This is a genomic window from Neisseria basseii (assembly GCF_962707005.1).
Classification (GTDB): Bacteria; Pseudomonadota; Gammaproteobacteria; order Burkholderiales; family Neisseriaceae; genus Neisseria; species Neisseria bergeri.
In genome coordinates this window covers 73,725-87,339 of the sequence record NZ_CAUIXH010000001.1, presented here as the reverse complement: position 1 = coordinate 87,339, position 13,615 = coordinate 73,725, and the positions used below count along the sequence as shown (strand labels likewise).

General features: G+C 48.1%; 14 protein-coding genes, 2 tRNA genes and 3 pseudogenes. 12 read left to right on the top strand and 7 right to left on the bottom strand.

Translation table 11 applies throughout. The annotated features are described in order from the left end of the window. Window positions 1–2: 2 nt before the first annotated feature. The 5 genes from panC to Q9I99_RS00460 all read right to left on the bottom strand — a co-directional run bounded on the left by panC (window position 3) and on the right by Q9I99_RS00460 (window position 2,823). Entirely contained in the window at window positions 3–839 is an 837-nt protein-coding gene (panC, locus tag Q9I99_RS00480; protein ID WP_301667840.1) for a pantoate--beta-alanine ligase, read from the bottom strand. 197 nt (window positions 840–1,036) lie between these two features. Beyond that, window positions 1,037–1,708 carry a hypothetical protein gene (locus Q9I99_RS00475; protein ID WP_107862794.1) on the bottom strand — a complete coding sequence of 224 codons (672 nt, stop codon included), beginning with the start codon at window positions 1,706–1,708 and terminating at the stop codon, window positions 1,037–1,039. After that, on the bottom strand, window positions 1,705–2,496 hold the full coding sequence (gene panB / locus Q9I99_RS00470; protein ID WP_301667841.1) for a 3-methyl-2-oxobutanoate hydroxymethyltransferase: 792 nt from the start codon (window positions 2,494–2,496) through the stop codon (window positions 1,705–1,707). The genes Q9I99_RS00475 and panB overlap by 4 nt, the downstream gene beginning before the upstream one ends. 141 nt (window positions 2,497–2,637) lie before the next feature. After that, window positions 2,638–2,713, bottom strand: a tRNA-Thr gene (locus Q9I99_RS00465). 34 nt (window positions 2,714–2,747) lie between these two features. Next, a tRNA-Thr gene (locus tag Q9I99_RS00460) sits at window positions 2,748–2,823 on the bottom strand. 165 nt (window positions 2,824–2,988) lie between these two features. Between Q9I99_RS00460 and Q9I99_RS00455 the strand changes: the two genes are divergently transcribed. Beyond that, complete coding sequence (locus tag Q9I99_RS00455; RefSeq protein WP_301667842.1) at window positions 2,989–3,780, top strand: polyamine aminopropyltransferase; 792 nt, start codon at window positions 2,989–2,991, stop codon at window positions 3,778–3,780. A gap of 54 nt (window positions 3,781–3,834) precedes the next feature. Further along, window positions 3,835–4,476 carry an alpha/beta hydrolase gene (locus tag Q9I99_RS00450; RefSeq protein ID WP_301667843.1) on the top strand — a complete coding sequence of 214 codons (642 nt, stop codon included), beginning with the start codon at window positions 3,835–3,837 and terminating at the stop codon, window positions 4,474–4,476. 97 nt (window positions 4,477–4,573) lie between these two features. On the opposite strand, the pseudogene Q9I99_RS00445 reads toward Q9I99_RS00450, so the two are convergent. Together Q9I99_RS00445 and Q9I99_RS00440 are read right to left on the bottom strand one after the other, a co-directional pair. Continuing rightward, window positions 4,574–4,693, bottom strand: a pseudogene (locus Q9I99_RS00445) (IS1595 family transposase); the annotation flags it as partial. Window positions 4,694–4,787: 94 nt separating this feature from the next. Then, a complete protein-coding gene (locus tag Q9I99_RS00440) occupies window positions 4,788–5,711 on the bottom strand; it encodes an RluA family pseudouridine synthase (RefSeq protein WP_301667844.1) in 924 nt (307 codons plus the stop codon). A 164-nt stretch (window positions 5,712–5,875) separates the two neighbouring features. On the opposite strand from Q9I99_RS00440, the gene Q9I99_RS00435 reads away from it, so the two are divergent. From Q9I99_RS00435 to der, 10 genes and pseudogenes are all read left to right on the top strand, one after another. Continuing rightward, on the top strand, window positions 5,876–6,745 hold the full coding sequence (locus Q9I99_RS00435; RefSeq protein WP_301667845.1) for a meta-pathway of phenol degradation family protein: 870 nt from the start codon (window positions 5,876–5,878) through the stop codon (window positions 6,743–6,745). Between the two features lie 42 nt (window positions 6,746–6,787). Next, window positions 6,788–7,261 carry a hypothetical protein gene (locus Q9I99_RS00430; RefSeq protein WP_086430039.1) on the top strand — a complete coding sequence of 158 codons (474 nt, stop codon included), beginning with the start codon at window positions 6,788–6,790 and terminating at the stop codon, window positions 7,259–7,261. Between the two features lie 561 nt (window positions 7,262–7,822). Further along, window positions 7,823–8,094: pseudogene (locus Q9I99_RS00425) on the top strand (hypothetical protein). Window positions 8,095–8,330: 236 nt separating this feature from the next. Then, on the top strand, window positions 8,331–8,618 hold the full coding sequence (locus Q9I99_RS00420) for a hypothetical protein (protein ID WP_080542269.1): 288 nt from the start codon (window positions 8,331–8,333) through the stop codon (window positions 8,616–8,618). A gap of 190 nt (window positions 8,619–8,808) precedes the next feature. After that, window positions 8,809–8,919 (top strand): annotated as a pseudogene (locus Q9I99_RS00415) (IS5/IS1182 family transposase); the annotation flags it as partial. Between the two features lie 73 nt (window positions 8,920–8,992). Continuing rightward, complete coding sequence (locus Q9I99_RS00410) at window positions 8,993–9,217, top strand: hypothetical protein (protein ID WP_086430036.1); 225 nt, start codon at window positions 8,993–8,995, stop codon at window positions 9,215–9,217. Window positions 9,218–9,272: 55 nt separating this feature from the next. Next, window positions 9,273–9,929: a C39 family peptidase gene (locus Q9I99_RS00405; protein WP_101132026.1), complete on the top strand. Its 657-nt coding sequence runs from the start codon at window positions 9,273–9,275 to the stop codon at window positions 9,927–9,929. Window positions 9,930–10,056: 127 nt separating this feature from the next. After that, window positions 10,057–11,352, top strand: coding sequence for a histidine--tRNA ligase (hisS, locus tag Q9I99_RS00400; RefSeq protein WP_301667847.1), 1,296 nt, complete (start codon window positions 10,057–10,059; stop codon window positions 11,350–11,352). After that, entirely contained in the window at window positions 11,353–11,982 is a 630-nt protein-coding gene (locus tag Q9I99_RS00395; protein WP_301667848.1) for a YfgM family protein, read from the top strand. A 150-nt stretch (window positions 11,983–12,132) separates the two neighbouring features. Continuing rightward, the gene (gene der / locus Q9I99_RS00390; RefSeq protein WP_301667958.1) at window positions 12,133–13,590 is read left to right on the top strand and encodes a ribosome biogenesis GTPase Der; all 1,458 of its coding nucleotides are present in this window, start codon (window positions 12,133–12,135) and stop codon (window positions 13,588–13,590) included. The last annotated feature ends 25 nt before the right edge of the window (window positions 13,591–13,615 follow it).

Sequence of the window (13,615 nt, the reverse complement as noted above, 5' to 3'; positions counted from 1 at the left end):
GGCTAAGGCAGGACGACTTCCACATTGTCAATCAGGCGCGTCGTCCCCAGACGGGCGGCGGCCAAGACCACCAGTTTCTTATCTCCCGCCCGCGCCACTTCGAGCGTATCGGCGCGGCGGATTTCCACATAATCGACCACCCAGCCCGCAGCAGTCAAATGGTCGGCAGCCTGCCGCTCCAAACCCGCATAATCCAAACCGCCCTGCTTCAGCGATTCGGCAACCGCCTGCAGCTCGCGGTACAGGCGCGGTGCTTCGGCACGCTCCGCCGCACTCAAATACTGGTTGCGGCTGGACAGTGCCAACCCGTCTTCCGCGCGCCCTGTATCGACAGGCACTATTTCAACATCAAAATTCAAATCCTCGACAAAACCTTTAATCACAGCGAGCTGCTGGTAATCCTTCTTACCAAAACAGGCGATGTCCGGGGAAACGATATGGAACAATTTAGAAACAACCGTTGCCACCCCACGAAAATGTCCCGGACGGAACTTGCCGCACAACTCATTTTGCAGGTTGGGCGGTTCGACGTTATACCGTTGCTCCACGTTCGGATAGAGTTCTTTCTCATCGGGCGCGAAAACAACGGCAACGCCTTCGGCGGCAAGTTTGTCCGCATCCTGCTGCAAAGTACGCGGATATTTGTCGAAATCCTCGCCCTGACCGAATTGCAGGCGGTTGACGAATATGCTGACAACAACGTTGTCGGCGCGTTTTTTGGCTTCGCGAACGAGGGCAAGATGCCCTTCATGCAGATTGCCCATGGTCGGCACAAATGCCACCTTTCCCGCATTTTTACGCCACGCGCGCAGTTCTCGAATGGTATGTATGATTTGCATAACGGTAATCCTTATCCTTCGGGCTTCCTGCCCGACAAAACGCGCAGATTATACGCGCCGCGCACGGCAAAACAAAATGCCGTCTGAAACGGCATTCAGACGGCATCGGCAGCAGACCTTGTTCAGTCTGCAAAAAGCTGCCGACGTTAAAAGACAGCCTGAATATTTTTCAGACTGTCTTTTTGAAGAGATGGAAGTTATTTGTTTCTCAATATCTCAATAAGGGCGGCTTTGGACTGGTAGAAGTCCAAATCAAATAATGAAATGCCTAAATGTTTGCAATATTCTTCGATCATCTCCACAGTCAGCCTGTTTTTTTTGAGTCTTTCGGTATATTTTTCTGTCTGTTCAAACGGCAGCGGCGTGCCATATTCCATAAACTCGACACGACTGGTTTCTTTATGCAGCATAACATTTCTGGTTTCGCAGTCATGACGGGAAACCTGTTTGCTGCCCTCATATAGGGTAAATGAGACCGCACCGAATTCATCTTTGCCAAAATATGGGCGTAAGTACATAGTCAATAATCTGATTTTCCACAGCAAGGCTTCATACGGCACACTTGAAAAGTCTGTGCCGTTCCGATTATTGTCTATTAGCAATGACCAATCAGACTGCGTTTCCAACAATAAATATTTGGATGATCCGGTAATCTCAAGCGGATTCAAGAAATCCAATTTCTGACTGAGGGTATATTCCTCATCCAAATACGATAGTTTCGGTTTTAAATTCTGATAAAAGTCGCTTAAATCCATTAATCTTTTCAAATAGAGATCCAGTGCTTTTTCAAATGGCGCGCCAATAAAATAAAACTGTTTCAGGCTTGGATGGCCGTCTTTTGCAAGAAAAAAATCTTTGTTTACATTCATAATTTAAACCTATGTTCCACAGCAGGGAAGGTTTTGGCTTTGACTTCGGCAACATACGCCCGAACCGCCGCCTGAATGCTGCTTTGCCCGTGCATAAAGTTTTTGACGAATTTCGCCGTCTTGCCCGGAAAAATACCGAGCATATCGTGCATCACCAAAACCTGCCCATCGCAATCCACACCCGCGCCGATACCGATGGTAGGACAAGAAACGGATTCAGTTACCTTTTTTGCCAGTTCCGCAGGAACACACTCCATCAGCACGACCGCCGCCCCCGCATCATCATGCGCCTTGGCATCGTCAAGCAACGCCTGCGCCTTGCCGCCGCGACCCTGAACTTTATATCCGCCGAAGGCAAACACGGATTGCGGTGTCAGACCGATGTGGGCGCAGACCGGAATGCCGCGCATTTGCAGAAATTCAGTCGTTTCCGCCATCCACACGCCGCCTTCGAGCTTGACCATATGCGCTCCTGCCGCCATCAGTTCGGCGGCGGCGGCAAACGCCTGTTCCTTACTTTGCTGATATGCACCAAACGGCAAATCGCTGACAATCATCGCATTTTTTGCACCGCGTGCTACACATTCGGTGTGATAGCACATATCGCGCAGGCTGACCGGCAGCGTCGACTGCCGCCCTTGAACCGCCATACCCAAAGAGTCGCCGACCAGCAGCATTTCCACGCCGACATCGTCCATCAGCGCGGCAAAACTGGATTCGTAAGCGGTCAGCATGGCGATTTTTTCGCCCGCCGCCTTCATTTTTTGCAGTGTGTTCACAGTAATCATCAGATATTGTTACCCCGCCCTTTTCAGACGGCCTTTTCAGTTTGAAACGGGCTATTATAGTGAAATGCCCGCAGCCCTGCCACCGACCGTGCCGCAAATGCAAAACAGCCCGACTGTTTTACACAATCGGGCTGTCAAATCTGGTGCCGGCACCAAGAGTCGAACTCGGGACCCCCTGATTACAAGTCAGGTGCTCTACCAACTGAGCTATACCGGCTTACTGAAATGTTTTGCAACACCATCAGCAGAAATGGTGCCGGCACCAAGAGTCGAACTCGGGACCCCCTGATTACAAGTCAGGTGCTCTACCAACTGAGCTATACCGGCAAAGAAAGTGAATTATGCAGACAACTTCACACTTTGGCAAGAAATTTATCCGAAAGCCCCGGCAAATCCGAATAAGTAATTTATTTGAAAAGAAATTAATTTGAAGCAGGACAAGCACTGCCGTTCTGATAAAATATCCGCCTTTCAAACCGACCGTTCACACCGATGGCAAGACATCCCTACCGCCGCCTGCGTCCTGCAAAATCCGGCTTTCCCGAAGTCGGCATTTCCGAAGAAGGCAATATCCGTTCGCTTCACTTGGGCAGCGACACCGTTCAAAGCTCGATGAACCTCGACCACCCGTCCGAGCTGGTGCTCTCTTACAGCCGCGCGATGATGGGCTGGCTGCTGTTTGCGGAACGCCTGCCGCAACATATCACCCAAATCGGCTTGGGCGGCGGCTCGTTTGCACGCTGGATAGATACCTACCTGCCCGATACGCGTCAAACTGCCGTGGACATCAATCCGCAGGTCATCGCCATTGCCCGCAACCTATTTGAGTTGCCTTTCGAGGGCGAGAAATTTGAAATTATTGAAGCAGACGGTGCAGAGTACATCAAAGTCTTCCGCCACAACACCGATATCATCTTGGTGGACGGATTCGACGGCGAACAAATCATCGATACGCTGGTTGAAGAACCGTTCTTCCGAGACTGCCGAAACGCACTCTCTTCAGACGGCATATTCGTTACCAACTGGTGGAGCGGCGATAAACGCTATCAACGCTTCATTGAACGGTTGTTGAGCGTTTTTGAAGGGCGCGTATTGGAACTTCCTGCCGAAAGTCACGGCAATGTCGCGGTAATGGCTTTCCAAAGCAGCCCCAAAGAGCAAAACATAGACAAACTCAAAAAACGTGCCGACAAACTGAGTAACGCATACGGATTGGACTTCCACCGCATGCTCGCCGACCTGAAAGCATCCAACCCCAACAACGGCAAGCATTTCTACCTTTAAGCAACTATCTTCACGGCCGCATCGGAACATGCGGAAAATCAAGAGGAAATCATTATGCTGAAACCCGAAACCATACACATATCCGGTCCTGCCGGCATTTTGGAAACCATCCATATCCCGTCCGAACAAGTACCGGCACGCGGTGTTGCCGTCATCAATCATCCCAACCCCCTCCAGGGCGGGACAAACACCAACAAAGTCATCCAAACCGCTGCCAAAGCATTGAGCAAACTCGGATTCCACTGCTACCTGCCCAACCTTCGCGGCGTAGGCAACAGCGAAGGTACACACGATTACGGACGCGGAGAAACGCAAGACTGCCTCGCCGTCATCGATTATGCCCGTGCCCAACATCCCGAAGCCCCCGAATTTGCCTTATCCGGCTTCTCCTTCGGCGGTTATGTCGCCACATTTGCCGCACAAGAGCGCATACCCGACCTGTTACTGCTCATGGGCGCAGCAGTCTGCCACTATACCGACCGTCCGGAACCGTCAGCCGTTCCCGATGTTGCCAAAACGCTGATGATACACGGCGCGGAAGATGAAGTCGTCGAAATCGAAAAAGCCCTGAAATGGGCCGAACCGCAAGATTTGCCCGTCATTACCATCGCCGGTTCCACGCATTTCTTTCACGGCAAACTCATCGTCCTGCGCGACACCATCCTCCGCTTCGCTCCCGTATGCCTGAACGGATAAAACCCCTTTCAGACGGCATCAATAATATAAGGGGCTGTACTAGATTAGCCCTAAATTCCACACCAATCCCGTAGGATTTTTAGCTGCCGGGACGGTGTGCCGAATTGGGATGGATACCCAAAATATCGGCGGCAGAACGGGCGGTAACTTCCAGTACAAAAAAACGGAGCAGTTCTTTTTGTACTTTTTTCTTTAATTTGCAGTGTGTTATCTTCATACTTTGAGGGTAACATATCTGCTAATCTAGTACAGCCCCTAATATAAAACCCGTATCGGCGGCATCTGCCGATACGGGTTTGCATTCCCTCTCATTATAGGCAAAACCCGCTGCAAAACACCCTTTCCCGACCCGACAAAGGATCTGCAAACGCAATCTTTTTTGCCAATAGCTTCAAAGGTTTCCGATAATCCTCGCTTCCCGCTTCAGACGGCACGGGATAGAGCGCGTCATTCAACAGCGGCATACCCAAACCCATCATATGCACGCGCAACTGGTGCTTCTTGCCGGTATGCGGCGTAAGGCGGTAAAGGCTGAATTCCCCTCTGTTTTCAATCAGTTCGACCGTCGTATGTGCGTTTGGTTCGCCTTCCGCGTCTTGCGTCGTAAAAAATTTTTCACCCCTCACCAAACGCGAAACCACATCGATCGGATACGGCAAATCCGTCCTTGTCGGCGCAAGTGCCTCATACGTTTTCCATACCGTTTTGTTTTGAAACATCGTCTGATAAGCCCCGCGCGTGGCAGGATTGTGCGACAGCAGCATCACGCCTGCCGTATCCTTGTCCAAGCGGTGCAGCGGCGTAATGTCTTCAACATTCAAATGCTGCAATTCAGGACGCAGGCGCAGACGTGTGAGCAGCGTTTCCCTCAAAAAACGCCCGCTGGGGATGACGGGCAGAAAATGCGGCTTGTCCACCACAATCAAATGCTCATCAATATGCAAAATCTTTTCTTCAAACGGAATACGCGGCTCATCCTCACTGCTGGTTTCCCGATAATAAAACATCACCTTACCCGGCTCGAACAAAGAATGTTCGTCCAACGCCGCACCATCCGAACCGACCACAAAACCGCTGTTCAACCGCCTGCGCCAATCGTCCGCGCCCACAAAAGGAAAGCGGATGCACAGAAAATGCAGCAGCGGCAGCCCGTAAAACTGCTTTTCATGCGGCAGCACCAAATAACTGGGTTTGACACCGTTCAACAGAGGAAGAGGATTATTGCGTTTTTTCATGTGGCGGATTGTAACTGTTTTTCACAAACTTTTCAGACGGCATATCAAAACATAATTGATAAAAACAAATATATCGTTTTTTTTGATTTAAAAATTTATTTAGACAGAATTATTGGATATTCATTACTATTCTTAAATAAGAATTAATATCAATAAGAGGAAATATGAAACGTATCTTTTTGTCCGCCTTGCCCGCCATCCTGCCTTTATCCACTTATGCCGACCTGCCCTTGACGATTGAAGACATAATGACCGACAAGGGAAAATGGAAACTGGAAACTTCCCTTACCTACCTGAATAGCGAAAACAGCCGCGCCGCACTTGCCGCACCGGTTTACATTCAAACCGGCGCAACCTCGTTTATCCCCATTCCGACCGAAATCCAAGAAAACGGCAGCAATACCGATATGCTCGCCGGCACGCTCGGTTTGCGCTACGGACTGACCGGCAATACCGACATTTACGGCAGCGGCAGCTATCTGTGGCACGAAGAACGCAAACTCGACGGCAACGGCAAAACCCGCAACAAACAGATGTCCGACATATCTGCCGGCATCAGCCATACCTTCCTCAAAGACGGCAAAAACCCCGCACTCATCGCTTTTCTCGAAAGCACGGTTTACGAAAAATCGCGCAACAAAGCCTCGTCGGGAAAATCGTGGCTCATCGGCGCCACCACCTACAAAGCCATAGATCCGATTGTCCTTTCCCTCACCGCCGCCTACCGTATCAACGGCAGCAAAACCCTTTCAGACGGCATCCGCTACAAATCGGACAACTACCTGCTGCTCAACCCCAACATCTCATTTGCCGCCAACGACAGAATCAGCCTGACCGGAGGCATCCAATGGCTGGGCAGGCAGCCCGACCGGACGGACGGCAAACGGGAATCCTCCGGAAACACATCCACCTACGCCCATTTCGGCGCAGGTTTCGGTTTCACCAAAACCACGGCTTTAAACGCATCCGTACGTTTCAAGGTTTCAGGGCAAAGCAGTTCCGAACTGAAATTGGGCGTACAGCATACATTTTAAGCAGGTTTTGATTTTCCAACGTTGTAATCCAAAGGAGTTGTTATGAAAAAACAAATCACCGCAGCCGTAATGATGCTGTCTATGATTGCCCCCGCAATGGCAAACGGCTTGGACAATCAGACATTTGAAAACCAAGTGTTCCACACGCAGGCAGATGCGCCGATGCAGTTGGCGGAGCTTTCTCAAAAGGAGATGAAGGAGACTGAGGGGGCGTTTCTTCCTATTGTGGCAGGTGCTTTGATGGGAGGGGCAATTAGTGCCTGGGCTAATCACGGCATTTCTAAAATTAAAACAGGGCAATTTGCTTCAACAAGAAGTACCTTAGCTGCAACCGCTGGCGGTATGATAGGAGGCGGATATAGCAGTGCGATGTTGCGCGGCGCAGGGATTACTACTAGTGCTTTTGCTCGTTCTGCTTGGAAAGGGGGAAATGCTATTCCTAATGCAGTTATTCGTGCAAATGGTGCAGCATTAAATCAGTCTTCCAGTGCCGCAATGGGAAAACATAGAAGATAAACGAAATGGATGATCTAATACTATATTTTTTATCAGGTATATTCGGAAATCAAGTTGCTGAATATATTATAAAAAACAACCGTGAGATAAAAGTTCCCTTTATTGCGCTTTACGCAATATTTTTTACATTGATTTACACTGTGGCTTTGTTGTTTCTCAGTCTGGTCTATTGTGTCAATGGTGCGGAGATTGCATGGAAGGGGATAGGTATTTTCAGTATGTCGGTCAGTTTTTGTATAGTCTTCTGTCTTTATTTGGTTGACAAGGCAGGAAGATGTAAGGATAAGAAACAATAGGGATCAGATGCGGCAGCAAACGTAGATTGGGTCTAGGCCCAACCTGCGTTTGCTGCATCTTTGGAAGAAATAGTGGATTCGAAAAAATAGGAAGAATACTGATTAATGGTATGCGAGGTGCAGTAGTGGGGGCTGTTGCTGGTGGCATAACTGGTTATGCAGGTTCTACGGGTAAGAACACTGACATTCGCCGTTAAATAATAAATAAACCAACTTCCAACCAAACCTGCTATCGGTTTGGTTGGAAGTGAGAGGAGGTAAGGTAGTGTTTGCTGTTATTTTCTTTTCGACATTGGGCTGTATTTTAGCATGGATAAGAGATATTCCTAAAATAAAATCAAAAAAAATTTTGGCAAGATCCTTATATATTATAGGAATAATAAATGTAATAATCAGCTATGTATTAATTAAAAATATATTGGTTTCTGTTTCGGATGGAGGTGGAATAAAATATGTTGCAATATATTTATCAAATCTTTTTTTTGGACAGTATTGATGTATGTTCTTGTGAAAAGATTATCTAAAAAGCCAAGCTGAAACCCAGTACACAACTCATCAATAAAAATCCCTTTTGCACGGAACAATGACAATATTCAAATTGCTGGATTTGCAATCTGATTTACCTATTGAAATTGGGTGTGCAACATACGTTCTAAGCAGGGCTTTGATTTCCCAAAGAGGCTGAAGGGTAAGAAACGCTTATATCATAGATAAATAATGGCAAAACAGGTAATGAATTAAAGACATTACCTGTTTTTACAGAAATTTTTAAAATGGATGATTTGATTGCAGCTTTTTTAGGCTATTTATCAGGTAAATATAGCGAAGGGAAAATAAGCAGATTAGAAATATCTCTAACGGCAGGAAGCATTTTCTTTGCAGTATTCTTTATTCATGAACTGATAATTTTTATTGTTGATGGAAATAAGGAAAATCTTTGGAATTTTATTACTGGGATAATGAAAGATTTATTTTTATTTTCATGTTCTGTTTGTTTATTATTCTATTTCTTATTATTTATTGCGGAAACTATTGGAAAAACAATCAATAAGATTAAATAAGATATTTAAGCCGCTAAAAAACCATTTGAGTATTTTATCTTCTATGCGGCATTTATCTTGGAATTGAAATACTGCAATCGGGAGGCTAAGGCTTCCGTTGTAACGTTTACCATATATTTCATTATTTTAATTTCATCAAAAAAAGAAATTCAAGATTATACATACCGCCAATAGTTTCTTGATTGTTTTGTATAGTGGAGTAAATTTAAATCAGGACAAGGCGACGAAGCCGCAGACAGTACAAATAGTACGGCAAGGCGAGGCAACGCTGTACTGGTTTAAATTTAATCCACTATATATTTATCTGATATATCAACATCTCTCTATCTTATTCCGAATTTTATTGTTGAAACTTGCATTAAAAACCATACAAGATGATGAAAAACAAATATATTTTAATAAAAACAGCAATCGGCATAACCGCCATATCTATATTTTATCTTCTGACTCAAGAAAGCAGCGGCAAAACTGAAGAACCATCATATTTCTTGATGTTCATGTTTCTCAACTTGCTTTGGTTTGAAGAAAATAAAACAGTTACGGCTGCCGTTACGGCAATGATTGCCGCCCACTTTATATTTGTCTCACTATCCGATTAATAAGCAAACAAAAAGGCTGCTTGGAAATTTCAGGCAGCCTTTCAGGAGGATTTTGATGGAACAAAAAAGGCGGTTTGCCGCTTCCCTGCTCCTCGCCGCCGCCCTGCCGCTTTGTGCACATTCTTTTCCCTTTGCGGAAGAAAACCCCATAGCCTACGGCAAAGTCAAAATACAAAGCTGGAAAGCGCGGCGGGATTTCAATATTGTAAAGCAGGATTTGGATTTTTCCTGCGGGGCGGCTTCGGTGGCGACGCTTTTGAACAATTTTTACGGGCAAACGCTGACGGAAGAAGAAGTGTTGGAAAAGCTGGATAAGGAGCAGATGCGCGCGTCGTTTGAGGATATGCGGCGCATTATGCCTGATTTGGGTTTTGAAGCGAAAGGCTATGCCCTGTCTTTCGAGCAGCTTGCGCAGTTGAAAATCCCCGTCATCGTGTATCTGAAATACCGCAAGGATGATCATTTCTCGGTATTGCGCGGTATAGATGGTAATACGGTTTTGCTTGCCGACCCGTCGCTGGGTCATGTTTCGATGAGCAGGGCGCAGTTTTTGGATGCTTGGCAAACCCGTGAGGGTAATTTGGCAGGTAAGATTTTGGCTGTCGTACCGAAAAAAGCCGAGACAATTTCAAATAAATTGTTTTTCACACATCATCCCAAGCGGCAGACGGAGTTTGCAGTCGAACAAATCAGGCAAGGGCGTGCAGAGTAAGTCAAATGCCGTCTGAAAACTGTTTCAGACGGCATTTTTACCCGTCCGCAAACCACCTCCATCCTCACAAACCCTTAAAAATCCGCTATAATCGCCCGCATTTGATTTCAGCACCCCCCTTTTTGAAATGGCACAAAAAATTCAATCTGTAAAAGGTATGAACGACCTTTTACCTGTCGAACAAAAAGATTTCAAACTGACGGCTGCGTTTTGGCAGGCGTTTGAAGATACGGTAAACCGCTGGACACGCGCTTACGGTTATCGGCAAATCCGTACGCCGATTGTTGAGCAAACCGGTTTGTTTGTCCGCTCCATCGGCGAGGAAACCGATGTGGTCGGCAAGGAAATGTACACCTTCTCCGATTCAAACGACTCTTTGAGTTTAAGCCTGCGTCCTGAAGGTACGGCTTCTTGTCTGCGTGCGGTGGTCGAACACAACCTTCTGTACAACAGCCCGCAAAAGCTGTGGTATATGGGGCCAATGTTCCGCCGCGAGCGTCCGCAAAAAGGCCGTTATCGTCAGTTCCATCAAGTCGGTATCGAAGCTTTAGGTTTTGAAGGGCCGGATATCGATGCGGAAATCATCGCGATGTCTGCCGACTTGTGGGAAAAATTGGGTATTCGCGAATACCTGACTTTGGAAATCAACAGCTTGGGCAACCGTGAGGAACGCGCGGCACACCGTGCGGCATTGGTTGAATATCTAACCCGTTATGAAGACAAATTGGACGAAGACAGCAAACGCCGTCTGAAAACCAATCCTTTGCGCGTTTTGGATACGAAAAACCCTGATTTACAGGAAATCTGTAATGCCGCGCCGCGCTTGGTGGATTACTTGGGCGAGGCTTCGCAAAACCACTATGCACGCTTCAAGGCGATGTTGGATGGTTTGGGTATTCAATATATTGAAAATCCGCGCTTGGTTCGCGGTTTGGATTATTACAATCAGACGGTTTTTGAGTGGACGACCGACAAACTCGGTGCGCAGGCGACTGTGTGCGGCGGCGGCCGTTACGACGGTTTGATTGAGGAACTCGGCGGCAAACCTGCGCCGTCCATCGGTTTTGCAATGGGTATCGAGCGGCTGCTGCTTTTGGTGAGCGAATACGGTTCGCTGGAAGTGAACGCCGCGCCTGATGTGTATGCAATGCATCAAGGCGAAGGTGCGGACTTGCAAGTGATGAAATACGCCCAAGCCTTACGCGCGCAAGGTTTCAATGTAATGCAGCATTCCGGCTATCAAAGCCTGAAGGCGCAAATGAAAAAAGCAGACAACAGCGACGCACGCTTTGCCCTGATTGTCGCGCAAGACGAACTGGCGAACGGTACGGTTACGCTCAAAGACATGAACGGCGCACACGGTCAACAAACCGTCGCTGCCGAGGATTTAACCCCTACTTTACAACAATGGAAGAACGCATAAATGGCAGCCCATTTGGAAGAACAACAAGAGTTGGACAACTTTAAATATTTTTGGAAAACCACGGGCAAATGGCTGTTTGCCCTGCTGATTTTGGCGGCACTCGGCTACTTGGGATACACGGTTTACCAAAACCGTGCGGCTTCCCAAAATCAGGAAGCGGCGGCGATGCTGGCAAACATCGTGGAAAAGGCGCAAAACAAAGCCCCGCAAAGCGAAATCAATGCCGAATTGACCAAACTCCAGCAAAGCTACCCGCATTCCATTTCCGCCGCCCAAGCCACGCTGATGGCGGCGGCAACCGAATTTGACGCACAGCGTTACGATGTTGCCGAAGGGCATTTGAAATGGGTGTTGTCCAACCAAAAAGACAGCCTGATTCAAGCGTTGGCGGCGCAGCGTCTGGGCGTTGTGTTGTTGCAACAAAAAAAATACGATGCCGCGCTTGCCGCACTCGACACGCCGGTTGAGGCGGACTTCGCCCCCCTGCTGATGGAAACCAAAGGCGATGTTTATGCCGCACAGGGAAAAAGCCAAGAAGCCTTAAAAAACTACGGTCAGGCTTTGGAAAAAATGCCTCAAGATTCTGTCGGTCGCGAATTGGTTCAAATGAAACTCGATTCGCTGAAATAAATGCCGTCTGAAATGCCGCCCCCTCTTCAGACGGCATTTCAGACAACCCCATCCTACGGCAATTCCCGTAAAACCCATCCGCCGTGTCCCAACGGACACCTGCTCGTGTTCAGTTCTCCCGAACGGCACTTGACACAGAAAGACTCAATCATGAAACCAACCATCGCGCTTGTCGGCCGCCCCAACGTCGGCAAATCTACTTTATTCAACCGTTTGACGCGCACCAAAGACGCGCTCGTGCATGACCTGCCCGGCCTGACGCGTGACCGCCATTACGGACACGGCAAAATCGGCAGCAAACCTTATTTGGTCATCGATACCGGCGGTTTTGAGCCGGTTGTGGACAGCGGCATTTTGAACGAAATGGCAAAACAAACCTTGCAAGCTGTCGATGAAGCCGATGCAGTTGTGTTTTTGGTAGACGGCCGTACCGGTTTGACACCGCAAGACAAGATTATTGCTGACCGTTTGCGCCAAAGTCCGCGTCCCGTTTATTTAGCTGTGAATAAAGGCGAAGGGGGCAATAGGGCCGTACTTGCCGCCGAGTTCTACGAGCTGGCATTGGGCGAGCCGCACGTTATTTCCGGCGCGCACGGCGACGGCGTGTATTACCTGATTGAAGAAATTTTAGAAAACTTCCCCGAGCCTGAAGCCGAAGAAGCCGATGCAAAACATCCTGTTTTTGCCGTTATCGGTCGTCCGAACGTCGGAAAATCTACGCTGGTTAACGCCATTCTCGGCGAAGAGCGCGTGATTGCCTTCGATATGGCAGGCACGACGCGCGACAGTATCCATATCGATTTTGAACGTGAAGGCAAACCGTTTACCATCATCGATACCGCAGGTGTGCGCCGTCGCGGCAAAGTGGATGAAGCAGTGGAAAAATTCTCCGTTATCAAAGCCATGCAGGCGGTTGAAGCCGCAAATATTGCCGTCTTAGTATTGGACGCGCAACAAGATGTCGCTGACCAAGATGCGACGATTGCAGGTTTCGCTTTGGAAGCAGGCCGTGCTTTGGTGGTGGCGGTCAATAAATGGGACGGCATCAGCGAAGAGCGGCGCGAACAAATCAAACGTGACATTTCCCGCAAACTGTATTTCCTTGATTTTGCTAAGTTCCACTTTATTTCCGCGTTGAAAGAACGCGGCATAGACGGATTGTTCGACAGCATTCAGGCTGCCTACAACGCGGCAATGATTAAGATGCCGACACCGAAAATCACGCGCGTATTACAAAGCGCGATCGAGCGTCAGCAACCGCCGCGTGCTGGCTTGGTGCGTCCGAAAATGCGTTATGCCCACCAAGGCGGCATGAATCCGCCGGTGATTGTGGTACACGGCAATTCGCTGCACGCAATTTCCGACAGCTATACGCGCTACCTGACCCAAACATTCCGCAAAGCCTTCAATCTGCAAGGCACGCCGCTCAGAATTCAATACAATGTTTCAGAAAACCCCTATGAAAATGCGGAAGACAAGCTGAAGAAAAAACCGCTGCGCCGCGTCAGCCTGAGCAACCGTATTGAGAAACGCGAAGGCCGCAAAGAAGAGAAAAACCGCTTCAAAAAGAAAACCAAAGTCAGCGTGAAAAAACAATTCAGCAGATAATTCCCGTCATTTCAAACAACAGGAA